The 18,153-nt window shown below is 40.1% G+C and carries 16 protein-coding genes; 8 read left to right on the forward strand and 8 right to left on the reverse strand.

Features of this window, described 5'->3' with window-relative positions:
* Nucleotides 1-6: 6 nt before the first annotated feature.
* A complete protein-coding gene (locus J663_RS14925) occupies nt 7-1,218 on the forward strand; it encodes a class I SAM-dependent methyltransferase (protein ID WP_033850708.1) in 1,212 nt (403 codons plus the stop codon).
* A 12-nt stretch (nt 1,219-1,230) separates the two neighbouring features.
* Complete coding sequence (locus J663_RS14930) at nt 1,231-1,650, forward strand: GNAT family N-acetyltransferase (protein WP_033850710.1); 420 nt, start codon at nt 1,231-1,233, stop codon at nt 1,648-1,650.
* Nucleotides 1,651-1,679: 29 nt separating this feature from the next.
* Here J663_RS14930 and J663_RS14935 read toward each other — a convergent pair whose 3' ends face one another.
* From J663_RS14935 to J663_RS14955, 5 genes are all read right to left on the reverse strand, one after another.
* On the reverse strand, nt 1,680-2,540 hold the full coding sequence (locus J663_RS14935; RefSeq protein ID WP_033850711.1) for a patatin-like phospholipase family protein: 861 nt from the start codon (nt 2,538-2,540) through the stop codon (nt 1,680-1,682).
* 15 nt (nt 2,541-2,555) lie between these two features.
* On the reverse strand, nt 2,556-2,813 hold the full coding sequence (locus tag J663_RS14940; protein ID WP_031949262.1) for a hypothetical protein: 258 nt from the start codon (nt 2,811-2,813) through the stop codon (nt 2,556-2,558).
* 165 nt (nt 2,814-2,978) lie between these two features.
* On the reverse strand, nt 2,979-5,114 hold the full coding sequence (locus J663_RS14945) for a 3-hydroxyacyl-CoA dehydrogenase NAD-binding domain-containing protein (RefSeq protein ID WP_033850713.1): 2,136 nt from the start codon (nt 5,112-5,114) through the stop codon (nt 2,979-2,981).
* Between the two features lie 18 nt (nt 5,115-5,132).
* Nucleotides 5,133-6,338 (reverse strand): acetyl-CoA C-acetyltransferase, encoded by a 1,206-nt coding sequence (locus J663_RS14950; protein ID WP_033850715.1) that lies wholly within the window; start codon nt 6,336-6,338, stop codon nt 5,133-5,135.
* Between the two features lie 170 nt (nt 6,339-6,508).
* On the reverse strand, nt 6,509-7,519 hold the full coding sequence (locus tag J663_RS14955; protein ID WP_002116561.1) for an AraC family transcriptional regulator: 1,011 nt from the start codon (nt 7,517-7,519) through the stop codon (nt 6,509-6,511).
* Nucleotides 7,520-7,729: 210 nt separating this feature from the next.
* On the opposite strand from J663_RS14955, the gene J663_RS14960 reads away from it, so the two are divergent.
* The 6 genes from J663_RS14960 to J663_RS14985 all read left to right on the forward strand — a co-directional run bounded on the left by J663_RS14960 (nt 7,730) and on the right by J663_RS14985 (nt 15,539).
* The gene (locus tag J663_RS14960) at nt 7,730-8,848 is read left to right on the forward strand and encodes a CaiB/BaiF CoA transferase family protein (protein ID WP_033850717.1); all 1,119 of its coding nucleotides are present in this window, start codon (nt 7,730-7,732) and stop codon (nt 8,846-8,848) included.
* A gap of 155 nt (nt 8,849-9,003) precedes the next feature.
* Nucleotides 9,004-10,236 carry a carbohydrate porin gene (locus tag J663_RS14965; RefSeq protein ID WP_080612991.1) on the forward strand — a complete coding sequence of 411 codons (1,233 nt, stop codon included), beginning with the start codon at nt 9,004-9,006 and terminating at the stop codon, nt 10,234-10,236.
* Between the two features lie 174 nt (nt 10,237-10,410).
* Nucleotides 10,411-12,816 carry a glucose/quinate/shikimate family membrane-bound PQQ-dependent dehydrogenase gene (locus J663_RS14970; RefSeq protein ID WP_017400275.1) on the forward strand — a complete coding sequence of 802 codons (2,406 nt, stop codon included), beginning with the start codon at nt 10,411-10,413 and terminating at the stop codon, nt 12,814-12,816.
* Nucleotides 12,817-12,982: 166 nt separating this feature from the next.
* Nucleotides 12,983-14,626, forward strand: coding sequence for a nitrite/sulfite reductase (locus J663_RS14975; RefSeq protein ID WP_016143101.1), 1,644 nt, complete (start codon nt 12,983-12,985; stop codon nt 14,624-14,626).
* Nucleotides 14,619-15,104 carry a DUF934 domain-containing protein gene (locus tag J663_RS14980; RefSeq protein ID WP_033850719.1) on the forward strand — a complete coding sequence of 162 codons (486 nt, stop codon included), beginning with the start codon at nt 14,619-14,621 and terminating at the stop codon, nt 15,102-15,104. The genes J663_RS14975 and J663_RS14980 overlap by 8 nt, the downstream gene beginning before the upstream one ends.
* Before the next feature lie 81 nt (nt 15,105-15,185).
* Entirely contained in the window at nt 15,186-15,539 is a 354-nt protein-coding gene (locus J663_RS14985; protein ID WP_033850720.1) for a DMT family transporter, read from the forward strand.
* Between the two features lie 51 nt (nt 15,540-15,590).
* Here J663_RS14985 and J663_RS14990 read toward each other — a convergent pair whose 3' ends face one another.
* The 3 genes from J663_RS14990 to J663_RS15000 all read right to left on the reverse strand — a co-directional run bounded on the left by J663_RS14990 (nt 15,591) and on the right by J663_RS15000 (nt 17,963).
* Nucleotides 15,591-16,034: a VOC family protein gene (locus tag J663_RS14990; RefSeq protein WP_005072758.1), complete on the reverse strand. Its 444-nt coding sequence runs from the start codon at nt 16,032-16,034 to the stop codon at nt 15,591-15,593.
* Nucleotides 16,035-16,163: 129 nt separating this feature from the next.
* The gene (locus J663_RS14995) at nt 16,164-17,339 is read right to left on the reverse strand and encodes a thiolase family protein (RefSeq protein ID WP_033850721.1); all 1,176 of its coding nucleotides are present in this window, start codon (nt 17,337-17,339) and stop codon (nt 16,164-16,166) included.
* A 108-nt stretch (nt 17,340-17,447) separates the two neighbouring features.
* On the reverse strand, nt 17,448-17,963 hold the full coding sequence (locus tag J663_RS15000; RefSeq protein WP_033850722.1) for a GspH/FimT family pseudopilin: 516 nt from the start codon (nt 17,961-17,963) through the stop codon (nt 17,448-17,450).
* Between the last annotated feature and the right edge of the window lie 190 nt (nt 17,964-18,153).

An 18,153-nucleotide genomic window follows, 5' to 3' on the forward strand; every position in this document is an offset into this window, starting at 1 on the left:
ATATCCGTGTCGGTTTTCTCCTTTGAGCAAGAACAGCAATTCTTTCATGAAATCAAGCAAATGCTTGACCAACAAGCTTTTGAGCGTTTGATCTTGAGCCAATATAAGGGAGAGTTGGCGCAACTGGAAAAAATCACTTTCCGCGTTGTAGAGCTACATGGTCAAAAACAGCTTTCAGCTCTATATCATCACACGACCCAAGATGTGACTAAAAACTATTCATTTCAAGAAGGTTTGCAACAGATTGAGCAATTAATCACTCAGTGTAAGCAAGCAAACTTATTTTCAACTACTCAAGAAATTCAACTTAAAAAAAATAAGAAAAAAGCCATATTAAATATGGGTAAAAAGCAGGCCGTAAATACGACACAAACGGTTCAGGCGCATGACCGTGAAAAGCAGCGCTATGTACAGCAGAGCAACGCATTTTTAAAAGAGCTGGGTATTACTGATGAAAAAGCTCAGGTCATTCCAAGCATGGCCCGTAAATGGAAACAGATTAATAAATTTATCGAAATTTTTGCGAGTGCCTATGAACAGATTGATGCGTCTCAACAAGAGTTACGCATTGTCGATTTTGGCTCGGGGAAAGGTTATTTAACTTTTGCATTGTATGATTATCTGCAACAACAGCAGAAAACACCATTGATTACTGGTGTAGAGCTGCGCCGTAATTTGGTGGAATTTTGCCAGAACGTTGCAGACAAAGTTCATTTCAATCATTTAGACTTTTTTGAAGGTGATGTTCGTAGTTATCAACCGGAAAAGCTGGATGTTATGATTGCCTTACACGCATGTGATATTGCGACTGACTTTGCTATTCATACTGGAATTCGTTTAAACGCTTCGATGATTATGTGTGCACCATGTTGCCACAAAGAGTTACGTCCACAATTACATAGTCCGGAAGTTTTACAACCAATGCTACAGTTTGGTATTCATGCTGGACAACAAGCCGAGATGCTGACCGATACTTTACGTGCGTTACTTTTAAAAGCTTATGGTTATGAAACCAAAGTTTTTGAGTTTGTCTCGCTTGAACATACCAGCAAAAATAAAATGATTTTGGCGACAAAACGCAAAAACGTTTCACAACCTGACGCCAAGATTATGGCTCAAATCCAAGCATTGAAAGAAATGTACGGAATTAAAAAACAAACGTTGGAATTGTTATTGCAAGATCAGTTGCCGATCGAAAATATCGGCTGTAAGTGCTAGGAAGGTGAATGGATGTATAAAATTGTAGAGGGTGGTTGGGAACAGCTTGAGCAAGATGCGAAACACATCCGTGAACAAGTCTTTATCCAAGAACAGGGAATTGCACCTGAAGATGAATGGGACGACTTGGATGCCACAGTTCTACATTTTATTGTCTATGACAAAGAGCAGCCTATTGCTACAGCACGCTTATTGCCACAGCATAGCGTAGGGCGTGTTGCTGTTTTAATGCCTTATCGAAAGCAAGGTATAGGTAAAATTTTAATGCAGTATATTATTGACTATGCACGTCGTCATAAACTGCCTTACTTAAAGCTTTCAGCGCAAACCTATGTGACCGCTTTTTACGAAGCTTTAGGCTTTAAAGTACAAGGTGAAGTTTACCAGGACTGTGGCATTCCACATATTGATATGGTTTTGAAGTTAAATTGAGACTTCTTTTTAGAAATCTCAATTTTAATTTATTTCATTGCATTCCAACTTTCGATGGCCTGTAAGCCAGTTTCTAAACCGACTTCATAACTGTAGCGAAGCTTTTTTGGATTGGTAGTTAAACGGCCAGCCATATTTTTAAGAGGTGGTGGACACACTTCTAAAATTTGCTGGTCTGGATTTTCACCACGAACAAAATCGACCGAAGCGTTATAACGAGCACAGCGGCTACGCAAGCTACTAGCGAAACCATAATGATGTTTAAACGCATATTTTGCGAGGAATTGATCACCTCGACTACTTGCTTTGAAATAGTTTTTCGGACGAGTACGTAAAACTAACAGTTTTTTGACGCCACTTTGCTGAGCCGTCCAGCGAACGGGTAGGGCATCTGCAACACCACCATCAAAATAAGGTTCACCCATAATATCGACGGGATGACGTGTTAAAACTGGAATTGAGCTAGAAGCACGAAGCGCATTCAGCAAATTATCTTTACCCGCACGAAGATATTCTGCATGACCTGTTTTGGCATGCGTCAACACCATATAAAAATCTGGATTTTTGGCAAAAAGACTCTGTTGATCAAGTGGATGTTCTTTTTCACCAATTTCCCACATCCATTTTAAGTCAAGTAAATCGCCGCCTTTAAAAAAGCGTTTGTAATCGATAAATTCAGGACGCAGTGAATGATCAATATAAAATGTTAGAGTGCGGCCTTGCTGGCCTGCCAGATAGTTGGCGACATTGGTTGAACCAGACGATACACCAACGTATAAGTCAAAAGGATTGAATTGCTGTTGTAAAAATGAGTCAAGTACACCACTGGTAAAGGCACCACGCATGCCTCCACCTTCTACAACTAGTGCGTTGCGGGAAAAATCTGTCATTTGAAAAATATCTGATTACTGAGTTGATTGCTTATGTTCTTGCATATCCATTTCAGGCATGTTGTCACTATGTTGAGCATGTTGCTCTATAGAGTGTTCAGCCTTTTGCTGCATTTGCTCTTGTTGTGCTTTGCGCTGTGCACCTGGCATATAGTCAGGTTCATTACTCATTGCTAAATAGAAAAAGCCAAGGAAAATCGCACTTAAAACACCAACGATCAGAACAAATTTCCAGCCTAGAACTGCTGACTCGGAAGAATTTTTATCGGACATAAGAATTTCTCGAATGTGCTGTAGAAGCACAAAAATGAAGTCTATTTATAGCATATTTAGGCAGGGGGCTGAAATCTTAAAGGTCATAAAGAAAAACCCATATAAATAAAATATATTTATATGGGTAAGGTTTATGCAGTTTTTTAAATATTCAATAAGACTAAATTACTGAATATTTTGTTTCTGCTCAGCTTTGGTTTTTAGTAAAGCTGGCGGTGTGAAACGTTCACCATATTTGGCAGCTAATTCTTCGGCACGTTTTTGTGCTTTATCAGTACCATACTGATTTAGGAATTGAATTGCTCCTCCAGTCCAAGGTGCATAACCAATCCCAAAGATAGAACCGACATTGGCATCAATTACAGACTCCAATACGCCTTCTTCATAACAACGTAAAGTATCTAAGGCCTGTACAAACAGAATGCGATCAATCATATCTTGTTCAGAAATATCATGATCTTTTTTCCAGCGGTTTAAGCCTTCCCATAGATGCTTTTTACCATTTTCAGGGTATTCATAAAAACCAGCTCCAGCAGCTTTACCTTTACGGTTTAACTCATGAATCATGGTGTGAACCACTTCATCTACAGAAGTTTTAGGTAAATCTTTTCCTTCGGCTTGTAGAGCTTTGCGTGCTTCACTAGCAACATGTTCAGTTAATGTTAAAGATACTTCATCTTGAATAGCGAGGGGGCCAACTGGCATACCAGCTTTCAGTGCTGCCATTTCAATACGCGCTGGGTGGACGCCTTCAGCAAGCAGGCGCATACCTTCTTGAATGAAAGTACCAAACACACGACTGGTAAAGAAACCACGGCTATCATTGACAACAATCGGTGTTTTTCCAATTTGTTGTACAAAGTCGTAAGCTTTGGCAAGTGTCTCTGCGGAGGTGTTTTTACCTTTAATAATCTCAACCAACTGCATTTTGTCGACAGGGCTAAAGAAATGCAGACCGATAAAAGCTTTATCATCCTTACTTGCCTGAGCTAAACCTGTAATTGGCAGGGTTGAGGTGTTTGATGCCATCACACCGTTAGGCGCTAGATATTGCTCGGCTTCTTGAGTGACTTTAGCTTTGAGTTCTTGATTTTCAAATACCGCTTCAATAATTAAATCACAACCTTGAAGATCTTGAGCGGAAGCTGTCGCCGTGATGAGAGATAAAATCTGATCACGTTTTTCTGCGGTCATGCGGCCTTGTGAAACACGTTTATCTAAGAGCTTTTGTGAGTAAGCTTTACCTTTCTCAGCATTTTCAACAGATACATCTTTAAGTACAACTGGAATGCCTTTAATGGCTGTTGAATAAGCAATGCCTGCACCCATCATGCCTGCACCCAATACACCAACTTTAGTCGCTTGCCATTTTGGAACGTCGGCAGGACGACTAGCACCAGACTTAATTGCATTTAGACCATGCCAGAAAGTGCCGATCATATTTTTAGAAATTTGACCTGTTGTAAGCTGAGTAAAGTAGCGAGACTCAATACGTAAAGCAGTATCGACATCAACTTGTGCCCCTTCAACTGCGGCAGCCATAATTGCTTCAGGGGCAGGGTAACAACCTTTGGTTTTGTCTTTTAACATGGCTGGTGCAATTGCAAGAACTTGTGCAACTGCTGGAGTTTTTGGATCGCCACCCGGAATTTTATAACCCTTCACATCAAATGGCTGCTGAGATTTTGGATTGGCCTTGATCCAAGCAATTACTTTATCTAAAAGTTCTTGTTCATTTTCGGCAGTGTCATGAATTAAGCCTAAAGATTTTGCTTTATCAACACCGAACTGTTTGCCCTCCATTAAAAATGGGAACGCATTTTGAAGCCCAAGTAGGCGTACCATACGCACAATACCGCCGCCACCCGGTAACAAACCTAAAGTAACTTCTGGTAGACCAAATTTGCTCTTCGGGTCATTGATTGCAATACGGTGATGGCAACTTAATGCAATTTCCCAACCACCGCCAAGTGCCGTGCCATTTAATGCTGCAACCACTGGAATCCCTAGTGTTTCAATTGTACGTAAATGACCTTTTAGCTTTTCAACCATATTGAAAAAGTCAGTTGCGTGTTCAGGCTGAATTTGGATCAGCTCATCTAAATCACCGCCTGCAAAGAAAGTTTTTTTAGCCGAGCGGAAAATAACACCTGAAAGTTCTGTTTCTGCTTTAAGTTTCTGAGTTGCTTCATCAAGCGAGTCACGAAACTCAGCATTCATAGTGTTCGCAGATTGACCAGTTGAATCAAGTGTTAAAATGACAATATTGTCGGCATTTTTTTCGTATTGAATTGCACTCATCTTTTATATCCCTAATTTTTATACGCGTTCAATTATGGTGGCAATACCCATCCCACCGCCAACACAGAGCGTCGCTAAACCGCGCTTTTTATCTTGTCGTTCAAGCTCATCAAGTAAAGTACCTAAAATCATGGCACCTGTTGCACCTAATGGATGACCTAAAGCAATCGCACCGCCATTTACGTTGACTTTTTCAGTAGGGACATTGAGCTCATTAATAAAACGCATAACAACTGCCGCAAATGCTTCATTGACTTCAAATAGGTCAATATCATCAATCGTAAGCCCAGCTTTTTCTAAAGCTTTACGTGCAGCAGGCGCAGGGCCAGTCAGCATAATGGTTGGGTCAGTACCAACCAGTGCAGTCGCTAAAACTTTAGCGCGTGGTTTTAAATTTTGTTCTTTTACCGCTTTTTCAGAAGCTAATAAAACTACAGCTGCTCCATCGACAATGCCTGATGAGTTACCTGCATGGTGAACATGATTGATTTTTTGTGCTTCTGGATATTTTTGTAAAGCGACTGCATCAAAGCCCATTTGGCCCATCATTTCAAAACTTGGGTTGAGCTTTGCTAAGCCTTCGAGTGTTGTATTCCCTTTAATAAATTCATCTTTCTCTAAAATCACCACACCTGCGTGATCTTTGACTGGTACGACAGATTGGTCGAAATAACCATTTGATTGAGCTGCTGCAGCTTTTTGTTGTGACTTCACTGCGAAATTATCAACATCTTCACGGCTATAGCCATCTAAGGTTGCAATGAGGTCGGCTCCAATGCCTTGCGGAACAAATGATGACTTAAGGTTTGTTTCTGGGTCTAAAGCCCACGGCCCACCATCCGAACCCATTGGAATACGTGACATTGATTCAACGCCACCAGCAACTACTAAATCTTCCCAACCAGAGCGAACTTTCATTGCTGCCATGTTGACTGCTTCTAAACCAGATGCACAAAAGCGATTGATTTGCACCCCAGCAACATCATCATTCCAACCTGCTGCAATCGCTGCAGTTTTGGCAATATCACCACCTTGATCGCCAATTGGTGTTACACACCCCAAAACAATGTCATCGACTTTAGAGGTATCGAGTTGATGGCGTTGTTGTAATTCATTTAATAAGGTGGTCAATAATGTAATTGGTTTTACTTCGTAAAGAGAGCCATCTTTTTTTCCTTTTCCGCGTGGGGTGCGAATGGCATCAATAATATAAGCCTCGCTCATAACAGTTCCTTTTTTATTACTTAAACTTTGTTGTGTTTTGAGTGTACTGGTTTTAAAAGGCAACGCAATGACGATAAGCGCACCAGTCAGGTGATGATTTTTGCCAATAGAAATACAAAAAAGCCCAAGTTGAACTTGGGCTAAATGTGAAATTTAAATAGATTTGAGAATTAGTGATAACCATGTAGCTGGCGATATAGGCCAGGTGTTACCCCCGTCCATTTTTTAAATGCGCGGTGGAAAGTACTGGTTTCACTAAAGCCAACTTGTTGAGCAACATCTTCAAGTGTTAACTCAGGGTTGAGTAACAAGTGAATTGCAGCATCTCGGCGTAAAGCATCTTTTACACCTTGGTAGCTTTTACCTTCGGCAGCCAAGCGGCGGCGTAAGGTTTGAGGAGATAAATATAACATTGATGCAACGTCATTAAGCGTTGGCATTTCTTCACCAATTTGGCTTTTGAGTACTTCACGAATACGAGAAGTTAGCGAATTGGTGTTTTTGAATTTCACTAAAAGCTGAGCAGGAGCTGCTTTTAAGAATTCTTCTAGCGTTTTTTCATCTTGGCGGATTGGCAAATCAAGATAATCAGCTGCAAAGGTAATTTCAGTACGTGGTGCATCAAACTGCATGACTGGTGCAAAAAATAATGCATCATATTCATCTGCATGTGCAGGACGTGGATAGCTAAAATGAACGCGCTCTAACGGCAAACGACGTTCAATCAACCATGATGCTAGACCGTGCCAAATCATGAGCATACTTTCAGTAATGAAATGGTCTGGATCTAAAGTTTTCGGAATGAGGGGAACTAGACGTGCTTCATGTTTGTCACGCTCTAGAGTTACAGACCATTCATCGCCAAATAATTTGTAGAATTGAGATGACAGTTCAAGGGCTTGGCCCAATGTTTTTGCGTGAATAATCAACTGACACATAATGGCAAAAGTGCCCAGACGACGCGGTTGTACGTCAAATCCAACGTGTTCATCCTGTGTGACCATCCACAACATTTTTATAAATCGAGTGTATTGTTCTGGTGAGATTCGAGCTTTAGGTTGACGTAATAATTCCGCTTCAATACCCACATGTGAAAGGAGCATTTCAACATCCATGCCAAGGCGTTTTACGCCTGTCAAAGCCGCATTCACGAAGTGGATGCTAATCGTATCGCGACTCATATTGAATCCTTCAGTCTCTTTGATGTTCACTTTAAATTGACCTAAATGACCGTCTAAAAAAATAAATTGGCGATTTACAACAGAGTAAAAGCACTTTTTACATGTTAAATTGCCGAAATGATCAAGGTAAATGGCTGAACATGACATTGTTTTGGAATATTTGCTTAACTAATATAAAAGAAAATTCGAATAATAGTGGTTAAAAATACGATGACGACAGCATTAAATGGACTTAAAGTTCTCGATTTCTCGACGCTCTTACCAGGACCTTTTGCCACAATGTATTTAGCCGATATGGGGGCAGAAGTCATCCATATCGAATCTCCTTCACGACCAGATCTAATCCGAATCATGCCACCATACGCAAATGGGCAAGCAACAGCACATAGTTATTTAAACCGAAATAAACAGTCGATTGTTCTGGATTTAAAAGATAAGGCGAGTATTGATCTGATTAAAGCCAAAATCTCTGAGTTTGATATTGTCATAGAGCAGTTCCGACCTGATGTCATGCGCCGTCTCGGACTAGACTACGCGACACTTGCTGAAATTAACCCGCGTCTCATTTATTGTTCAATTACAGGATATGGACAAACAGGAAGCTATAAAGACAGGGCTGGGCATGACATTAACTATTTAGCTTTAGCTGGTATTGCTGGATATAGCGGCCGACAAGACAGTGGTCCGCCACCGCTCGGTATTCAGGTTGCAGACATTGCAGGTGGTTCACTTCATGCTGTCATTGCGATTTTAGCTGCGGTCGTCGAACGCGGACGTAGTGGAATGGGACAATATATTGATATTTCTATGACTGATTGTGTTGCTAGCCTCAATAGTATGGCCGCATCCGCCACACTTGCTGCACAGGTTGAACAGGCACCAGAGCATGGCATGCTCAATGGCGGCATTTTCTATGACTATTATATGACTCAAGATGGCCGTTATTTTTCAATAGGTAGTCTTGAACCACAATTTATGTCTGGTTTATCAGTGGCGCTTGATTTGCCTTTATTATTACAAAAAGGCGCTTCCTTAGATGTAGAAGACCGACAGAAAGTTAAACAAGCCATTCAAGAGAAAATCAAAACGAAATCATTTAAAGAATGGCATGAAATTTTTGCAAATCTTGATGTGTGTGTAGAACCTGTTTTAAGCCTAACAGAGTCCTTAAACTCGCCTTTAGCACAAGAACGTGGATGGATTGTGGATGTACCTTTGCAAAATAATGCGACGGTTACAGAACCACAATTGGCTTGTCCAATTAAGTTTTCAAGATCGGAAATGAGATATTCCTTTATTGGTCAAAAACTTGGTGAAGGGCAATGGTAAAGAGCTGAGGCCATTTTTCATACAATGTGTATTAAGATTATTATTAGATTAATCAATCGATTAACATTTTGAATAATTTCTTTACATAAAATTAGCGTACCCTTAATAAACAAAGACATAAAAGGTATGTAAACATGAAAACACATAAATCCTTGATGGCTTCCTGTTTATCCGTTTTATCAATTACTCTTTTTATACAGCATGCACAAGCTGCTGCTGCATTCGACCCAAATAGTCCTTGGATGTTGGGTGATTGGAACGGTCAACGCACCGCGTTACAAGCACAAGGTTATGATTTTTCTTTTGGATATACCGGCGAATATGCCGGTATTTTAGATTCAAAAAATACATCTACGCATGGTAGTGCTTATACGGGGCAACTGGCATTAGGAACTCATTTTGACCTAAATAAAATTTTAGGTTGGCAAGATACGGAAGCTCAAATCACATTAACATATCGTGATGGACAGTCGCTTTCTGAACATTCACCAGCTTTAGCAGGGCACTTAAGCTCGGTACAAGAAGTGTGGGGGCGTGAGCAAACTTGGCGTTTAACAGATTTATGGATTAAGAAAAAATTCATGGATCAAAAATTAGACGTTAAAGTCGGTCGTTTTGGTGAAGGTGAAGACTTTAACAGTTTTGACTGTGATTTCCAGAATTTAGCGCTTTGTGGTTCGCAAGTCGGTAACTGGGTGGGTGATCAGTGGTATAACTGGCCGGTTAGCCAATGGGCAATGCGTGTTAAATATAACTTGCAACCTGACTTATATACTCAAGTTGGTGTATATGAATATAACCCAGAAAATCTGGAGCGAGGCAAAGGTTTTAACTTAAGTACTGATGGTTCTCACGGTGCAATTATTCCTGCCGAAGTGGTTTGGTCACCTAAATTAGGTGCTCAAAGTATGGCGGGTGAATACCGTTTAGGTTATTACTACAGCACTGCTGATGCCAAAGAAATTGCAGATGAAACTAAAAACTCTCATAAACAAGGTGTTTGGGTAACTGCAAAACAAAAATTATTCCAGCCTGCTGATCAAACAGATCGCGGTTTAACAGGTTTTGTGAACCTGACTTTCCACGACTCTGATACCAACAAAATTGATAACATGCAAAATGTAGGCTTGGTCTATAAAGGTTTGCTCAATCAACGTCCTCAAGATGAATTGGCACTCGGTGTTGCTCGTATCCATATCAATGATGACTGGAACGATGTTCAAACTAAAGAATATGACACCGAATACAATACCGAGCTTTACTACGGTATTCATGCCACTAACTGGTTAACTATTCGTCCAAATGTGCAATATGTTCGTCATGTTGGCGCATTAAAAAATGGTGATAACACTTGGGTTGGCGGTATTAAATTCTCAACTGCATTCTAAGCGTAATTACTCCGAAAAACGGATTGTCGAGGGCTAACTCATTAATTGAATTATCCTGACCTTCCGTTTTTTCTTGATGCCTGAATTTGTTTTAGATGTATTGGTGATGCCATTTTTCTATAAGGTTCTTGGCACATCTTTCCTATAAAAATGATGATTGATAAGAGGTGGTTTATGAATCAACCTACTTCAAGATCAGGTTTAACGACTTTTACCGTAATTATTATTGGGTTACTGGCGTTATTCCTGTTAATTGGAGGTATTTGGCTCGCTACACTAGGCGGTTCAATTTACTACATTATAGCTGGAGTATTACTCCTCATTGTTGCATGGCAACTTTACAAGCGTGCTTCTACTGCTTTGTGGGTTTATGCTGCATTAATGCTAGGAACTATTATCTGGAGTGTCTGGGAAGTTGGAACAGACTTTTGGGCGCTTGCACCACGTTTAGATATTTTAGGTATTCTTGGTTTATGGTTATTGGTTCCGGCTGTAACTCGTGGAATCAACAACCTTGGATCAAGTAAAGTTGCCTTATCTTCAACTTTAGCAATTGCAATCGTGTTGATGGTTTATTCTATCTTCAATGATCCGCAAGAAATTAATGGTGAAATCAAAACCCCTCAACCAGAAACAGCTCAAGCCGTGCCTGGTGTTGCTGAAAGTGATTGGCCAGCTTATGGTCGTACTCAAGCAGGCGTGCGTTATTCTCCATTGAAACAGATCAATGATCAGAACGTAAAAGACTTGAAAGTTGCTTGGACTTTACGTACTGGCGATCTTAAAACAGATAACGACTCTGGCGAAACGACTAATCAGGTTACACCGATTAAAATCGGTAATAACATGTTTATCTGTACAGCTCATCAGCAGTTAATTGCGATTGATCCTGCTACAGGTAAAGAAAAATGGCGTTTTGATCCGAAACTTAAAACGGATAAATCATTCCAGCATTTAACTTGTCGTGGTGTGATGTACTACGATGCAAACAATACAACTGAGTTTGCAACGAGTCTTCAAAGCAAAAAATCTAGCTCTACACAATGTCCACGTAAGGTATTTGTACCAGTCAACGATGGCCGTTTAGTGGCTGTAAATGCTGACACTGGTAAAGCATGTACTGACTTTGGTCAAAATGGTGAAGTGAACTTGCAAGAGTTTATGCCATATGCGTATCCAGGCGGTTATAACCCGACATCTCCTGGTATCGTGACTGGTTCAACTGTTGTGATTGCTGGTTCTGTAACAGATAACTACTCAAATAAAGAGCCATCTGGTGTGATTCGTGGATACGACGTTAACACTGGTAAACTTCTTTGGGTATTTGATACTGGTGCAGCAGATCCAAATGCGATGCCGGGCGAAGGTACTACTTTTGTTCATAACTCCCCAAACGCGTGGGCACCTTTAGCATACGATGCAAAACTTGATATCGTTTATGTACCAACAGGTGTAGGTACACCAGACATCTGGGGGGGTGACCGTACCGAGCTGAAAGAGCGTTATGCAAACTCAATGTTAGCGATTAATGCGTCTACTGGTAAATTAGTGTGGAACTTCCAGACAACCCATCACGATTTATGGGATATGGATGTACCATCACAACCATCTTTAGCTGATATCAAAAACAAAGCTGGCCAAACTGTTCCTGCAATCTATGTATTGACGAAAACAGGTAATGCCTTTGTGCTTGATCGCCGTAATGGTCAACCGATTGTTCCTGTAACTGAGAAACCAGTTCCACAAACAGTTAAACGTGGACCACAAACTAAAGGTGAGTTCTATTCAAAAACTCAGCCATTCTCTGACTTGAACTTGGCGCCACAAGATAAATTGACTGATAAAGACATGTGGGGTGCCACTATGCTTGATCAGCTCATGTGTCGTGTATCGTTCAAACGTCTAAATTACGATGGCATTTATACGCCACCATCTGAAAACGGTACTTTAGTTTTCCCTGGTAACTTAGGTGTATTTGAATGGGGTGGTATGTCAGTTAACCCTGATCGTCAGGTTGCTGTAATGAACCCTATTGGTTTGCCATTCGTCAGTCGTTTAATTCCTGCTGATCCAAACCGTGCACAAACTGCAAAAGGTGCGGGAACTGAGCAGGGCGTACAACCGATGTACGGCGTACCTTATGGTGTAGAAATTAGCGCATTCTTATCTCCGCTTGGTTTACCTTGTAAACAACCGGCTTGGGGCTATGTAGCTGGCGTTGATTTGAAAACTCATGAAGTGGTATGGAAAAAACGTATTGGTACAATTCGTGACAGCTTGCCGAACTTGTTCCAGTTACCAGCTGTGAAAATTGGTGTGCCTGGTTTAGGTGGTTCAATTTCTACTGCCGGTAATGTCATGTTTGTTGGTGCAACTCAAGATAATTACTTACGTGCGTTTAACGTTACTAACGGTAAGAAACTTTGGGAAGCGCGTTTACCAGCAGGTGGACAAGCAACACCAATGACTTATGAAATCAATGGTAAGCAATATGTGGTAATCATGGCTGGTGGTCATGGTTCATTTGGTACGAAAATGGGCGACTATTTAGTGGCTTATGCCTTACCAGATAACAAATAAAAAGCTTTTATAGAAAGGGCCTGGATTTATCCGGGCTTTTTTTATGTCGATTTATATTAAAGCTTATCAATAAAACCGTTATTAAATATGCAAAAAAAGCATTTTATTGATGAATAAAAGCTCGCTATGCTATCCGCCTTAATAATGAATCTACTAGCCATACGCCATGTATTTATATACCGATTTCGACCAGCAGCTGGTTAATGAACGAGTTGCTCAGTTCCGTGATCAAACAGAACGCTATTTAGCTGGCAAACTTTCTGAAGATGAATATCGTCCATTACGTTTGCAAAATGGTTTATATGTGCAACGTTATGCGCCTATGCTGCGTATTGCTGTGCCGTATGGCTTAATGAATTCTAAACAATTACGTAAAGTTGCTGAAGTTTCAACTGCTTATGACCGTGGTTATGCACATGTATCTACACGTCAAAACATTCAGTTAAACTGGCCTGCACTTGAAGATGTGCCAGACATTTTGGCGGAACTTGCAACTGTACAAATGCATGCCATTCAAACCAGTGGTAACTGTATTCGTAATACGACAACTGACCAATATGCAGGTGTAGTTGCTGGTGAAATTGCAGATCCACGTCCAACATGTGAATTGATTCGTCAGTGGAGTACATTCCACCCAGAATTTGCATTTTTGCCACGTAAGTTCAAAATCGCTGTTTCTGCACTTGAAGAAAAAGATCGTGCGGCGACTGCATTCCACGATATTGGTGTTTATATCGTGCGTAATGAAGCAGGCGAGATCGGCTACAAAATTATGGCTGGGGGGGGGTTAGGCCGTACCCCAATCATCGGTAGCGTTATCCGTGAGTTTTTACCACGTGAAGACTTAATCGCTTACTTAGAAGCGGTTTTACGTGTTTATAACTTGCATGGTCGTCGTGATAACAAATATAAAGCGCGTATCAAGATTCTAGTTAAAGCATTAACACCTGAAGTATTTGCACAGAAAGTTGAAGCTGAATTTGAACATACACGTGAAGCACTGAAAATTCAGCCAGAAATCTTGAAAAAACTGGATGAAGAATTCACACCGTTTGATTATCAAGATTTAGAAGATGAAGATTTCACAGCTTTATTTGCTGAGCATCCAAAATTCAAACAATGGTTCAATATCAACACGCATGCGCATAAAGTGAAGGGCTATCGTATTGTTACGATTTCTCTAAAACGCGCAGGTATTGCGCCAGGTGATATGACCACCGAAGAAATGAATTTTATTGCAGATCTTGCTGATAAATATACGTTTGGTGAACTTCGCACGACTCACGAACAAAACATTGCTTTGGCGGATGTACCTCAAAAAGATTTGTTCGATGTATGGCAAGCGCTTGAACAACAAAATATGGCGCGTGCACATATCGGCTTTATTACCGATATCATTAGTTGCCCAGGCGGTGATTTCTGTTCACTTGCAAATGCGAAATCAATTCCAATTGCTGAAGCAATTACACGTCGTTTTGATGACTTAGACAAAGTTTATGATCTTGGTCATTTAGACCTAAATATTTCTGGTTGTATGAATGCTTGTGGTCACCACCATGTAGGTAACATCGGTATTTTAGGTGTAGATAAGAAAGGCGCTGAGTTCTATCAAATTACATTAGGTGGTAATTCAGACCATGATGCATCAATCGGTGACATCTTAGGGCCATCTTTTGCAGCAGATGCTGTGCCTGATGTTATTGAAGAAGTATTGAATACTTATCTTGATTTGCGTACTGAAGGTGAGCGTTTTGTTGATACATATCGCCGTGTAGGAATTCAACCATTTAAGGAGCGTGCATATGCTTAATACAGCTCTACCAGTGCTTTATAAAGATGGCACGATTGCAGATAATACTTATCAAATCATTGCTGAAGATGGTGTTATTCCCCAAGGTGATGTTGTGGTCACAACAGCTCAACTCGATCAATTAGCTAACGTTCAAGGCAAAAAAGCTTTGTATGTGACCATAAATGATTCACCTGAAGAGCACACATTTCCATTAAGTGAACTTGATGCAATTTTCATTGAGTTTGCAGGTTTTGGTGATGGTCGTGGTTATTCATTTGCTGCACTATTGCGTCGTCAAGGTTTCCAAGGCGAATTGCGTGCAACTGGTGATGTGTTTAAGGATGTTCTAAATTACTTAAAACGTTCAGGTTTTGATAGTTTTGTGATTAAAGAAGGTAAAGATGTGCAAGAAGCGGCAGCTGGTTTGCAAGACTTTACCAATCCGTACCAAGCTTCAACAGCCGTACCGCAAGCAAGTTATCAAACTGGTGCTTAAATAGTTTTTAAATATAAAGGCTGAACTCAGGTTCAGCTTTTTTTATGAATAATTTTTAAATGACTCAACTGAAGAACAACAATGTTAGGTTTAATTTCAAAAATAAATCTTGGTGCTTGGTGGCTACTTTTTGCTATTGCGACAGATGTACTTTCAACATTTTATTCTGCTAAGGGGAATGGCTTAGTCAATAAAACAGCTCAGGGTATTGCTCTGGTTTTGTATATTATTTCTTTTGCATGCGCTGCTATTGCTTTGAAATATATGCAAGCTGGAATCTTATATGTGCTTTGGTCTGGGATAGGTGTATTAGCAACAGCTTTTTTGGCAAAGATTTTTCTTGGTCAGAATATCGATGTGGCAGGATGGGTGGGAATTGGTTTTATTACTGTAGGTTTAATGATTATTGCACAATATTCCAATATCGATGTTTAAAGCCCTTATAGAAATAGTGGGTATCTCTATAAGGGCTAAATATTGAACATATTAGGTATCAAGCTGGCAGTTAACCATCCACTTTATACCGAACTGATCGGTAAAAGCGCCGTACAATGCGCCCCAGAACGTTTTTTCTAAAGGCATTTCAATTTGACCATTAACAGATAAGGCATCAAAAAGTTGTTTTGCTTTTTCTTGCTCATCTTTTTCAAGGTTGATCGAGATGTAGTGATTATTTCCTTGGGTAAAAACGCTGTTAGGGGCACAAAACTGATCATTTGTATCTGAGGCCATAAGCACAGTGTACTCATTAATCGGTAAAGAAACATGTAGAACCAGATTTTTGTCGGCTTCCGATAACGTCACACCTTCAGGCGCTGGCATATCACCATAACGGCTTAACATACCGAATTCACCACCAAATACTGATTTATAAAAGTTAAAGGCTTGTTCTGCTTGACCTTGGAAATTGAGATAGTGATTGAGTTGCATTGTTATTGTCCATTGTTGTTTTCGTTTAAAGGAATAAGTTAAAACTTAAAAGTGATTTTGTGGGTCATTTTTTGTAGTTTTTTCATAAAAAATCCCACCGAAGTGGGATTTTAAAATAATGAATTTGGATTAAATGAGTTCAATTGCAACTGCTGTTGCCTCACCACCACCAATACAGAGTGCAGCAATACCTTTTTTACCGCCAGTACGTTTCAGTGCATGAATAAGTGTAAGAATAATACGAGAGCCCGTAGAACCTACAGGGTGACCTAGTGCACAAGCACCACCATTGATATTTACTTTCTCTGCATCAAGTTTGAAATCATCAATTGGGCACATGGTAACCATAGCAAACGCTTCGTTAATTTCCCACAGGTCAACATCTTGCGCATTCCAGCCCGCTTTTTTAAGCACTTTTTCGATAGCACCAACTGGAGCGATCGTAAATTCTGAAGGATGCTGAGAGTTTGAAGCTGTCGCGATAATTTTCGCAAGTGGTTGTAAACCGCGCTTTGCTGCAGCTTCACTTGAAGTTAATACTAATGCAGACGCACCATCTGAAATAGAACTTGCATTCGCTGCGGTAATTGTACCGTCTTTTGCAAAAGCTGGTTTGAGTGAAGGAATCTTGTCAATCTTGGCATTTAAAGGTTGTTCATCCTGATCAACAACGACATCACCTTTACGACTAGGTACGGTAACTGGAACGATTTCGTCTTTGAAATAACCTTCAGTAATTGCTGTTTGAGCACGTTTTAAAGAGCGAATCGCAAAGTCATCCATTTGCTCACGTGTGTAGCCACGAGTATTTGCCATATCTTGAGCAAAAGAACCCATTAAACGGCCGGTTTCTGCATCTTCAAGCCCGTCAAAGAACATATGATCTTTAATTTCACCATGGCCCATGCGGTAGCCAGCTCGTGCTTTTGGTAAAACATAAGGTGCATTTGTCATAGACTCCATACCACCAGCAACAACAACTTCAGCACTACCTGCTTTAATCATATCAGCGGCTTGCATAACAGCTTTCATGCCAGAACCACAAAGCTTGTTAATTGTTACTGCACCTGTAGAGTCTGGTAAGCCAGCTTTACGCATCGCTTGACGTGCTGGACCTTGCTTTAGCCCAGCAGGCAGTACACAACCCATAATAACTTCTTCGACATCAGTAGGCTGTAAACCTGCTCGTGCGATTGCTTCTTTAATCGTTACCGCACCCAATTCAGGCGCTGTAAGTCCTGATAGTGATCCTTGAAAACCACCCATGGCAGTACGAGCACCATTTACAATTACGATGTCAGTCATTGTTGTAATCTCCGATTGTTCTTAATCTCAAAATAACAAATGTTTAAAACCTAGGCAGTATATTGCAAAAATCAAAGAGAGATATCTTCTGCATTAGACTGTAGAGTTCTAACAATTTTTAAGGTCTTCTAAACGGGTGTGTCCCATTTTGCTGAGAATTAATTTAAAGTTTTTAAGCTGGTTATAAGAACAGTAAGTAAAAGTGCCGTTAGATTCGCGTGGGAGTCCTGTGTCGCCCTGAAATACAATACTATTTAGTTTTTTTCCAAACTTTTGAAATTTTAAAGAACCGTAGCGATGAGCAAGTTCAACATTAGTTAATACTTCTTCATTGTTTTCTCTTTGTAGATTCTGATTCGTGTCTACAAAGCTTATAAGACTTGTATCCCAGTTACTATTACATGTAGACAAATCAACACTTGGGCAAAGTACGACACTCTTATGTCGTAGAATTGCGTCGTATTTGGCTTTTTGTATATGAATTGTGAGTAGTCGAGACGAATTTTTTAATTCTACAGAAGCCATAAATTGATGATATAAAGGAAGCGCTATAGTGGCCATGATCATAAGAATTGCGAGCGTTATAGTGAGTTCCAACAACGTAAAACCGGGAGTTTTAAACATTAAAATTCCTTAATATATAAAGAAATATTTTGATTTTATGCTTTCTATCAATGATTTATAATGATTTTTATAGTGAGGAAACACAAAATTAAATAAAGGTTATCAGGATGCTAGAATACTGGTAAAATCACCGTAAGCGAAAGAAAGAAGTTGTTCATATTTGCTAGTTGAGTGAAAAATTACCGAATTA

Source organism: Acinetobacter sp. 826659, from assembly GCF_000588515.1.
Classification (GTDB): domain Bacteria; phylum Pseudomonadota; class Gammaproteobacteria; order Pseudomonadales; family Moraxellaceae; genus Acinetobacter; species Acinetobacter pittii.

What these genes read in the sequence shown, in the direction of transcription:
- J663_RS14965 (WP_080612991.1), top strand. Translation starts at nt 9,004, where the DNA reads ATGGCTTCCTGTTTATCCGTTTTATCAATTACTCTTTTTATACAGCAT.
- J663_RS14985 (WP_033850720.1), top strand. Translation starts at nt 15,186, where the DNA reads ATGTTAGGTTTAATTTCAAAAATAAATCTTGGTGCTTGGTGGCTACTT.
- J663_RS14975 (WP_016143101.1), top strand. Translation starts at nt 12,983, where the DNA reads ATGTATTTATATACCGATTTCGACCAGCAGCTGGTTAATGAACGAGTT.
- J663_RS14970 (WP_017400275.1), top strand. Translation starts at nt 10,411, where the DNA reads ATGAATCAACCTACTTCAAGATCAGGTTTAACGACTTTTACCGTAATT.
- J663_RS14960 (WP_033850717.1), top strand. Translation starts at nt 7,730, where the DNA reads ATGACGACAGCATTAAATGGACTTAAAGTTCTCGATTTCTCGACGCTC.
- J663_RS14955 (WP_002116561.1), bottom strand. Translation starts at nt 7,519, where the DNA reads ATGAGTCGCGATACGATTAGCATCCACTTCGTGAATGCGGCTTTGACA.
- J663_RS14995 (WP_033850721.1), bottom strand. Translation starts at nt 17,339, where the DNA reads ATGACTGACATCGTAATTGTAAATGGTGCTCGTACTGCCATGGGTGGT.
- J663_RS14940 (WP_031949262.1), bottom strand. Translation starts at nt 2,813, where the DNA reads ATGTCCGATAAAAATTCTTCCGAGTCAGCAGTTCTAGGCTGGAAATTT.
- J663_RS14980 (WP_033850719.1), top strand. Translation starts at nt 14,619, where the DNA reads ATGCTTAATACAGCTCTACCAGTGCTTTATAAAGATGGCACGATTGCA.
- J663_RS14935 (WP_033850711.1), bottom strand. Translation starts at nt 2,540, where the DNA reads ATGACAGATTTTTCCCGCAACGCACTAGTTGTAGAAGGTGGAGGCATG.
- J663_RS15000 (WP_033850722.1), bottom strand. Translation starts at nt 17,963, where the DNA reads ATGTTTAAAACTCCCGGTTTTACGTTGTTGGAACTCACTATAACGCTC.
- J663_RS14950 (WP_033850715.1), bottom strand. Translation starts at nt 6,338, where the DNA reads ATGAGCGAGGCTTATATTATTGATGCCATTCGCACCCCACGCGGAAAA.
- J663_RS14930 (WP_033850710.1), top strand. Translation starts at nt 1,231, where the DNA reads ATGTATAAAATTGTAGAGGGTGGTTGGGAACAGCTTGAGCAAGATGCG.
- J663_RS14990 (WP_005072758.1), bottom strand. Translation starts at nt 16,034, where the DNA reads ATGCAACTCAATCACTATCTCAATTTCCAAGGTCAAGCAGAACAAGCC.
- J663_RS14945 (WP_033850713.1), bottom strand. Translation starts at nt 5,114, where the DNA reads ATGAGTGCAATTCAATACGAAAAAAATGCCGACAATATTGTCATTTTA.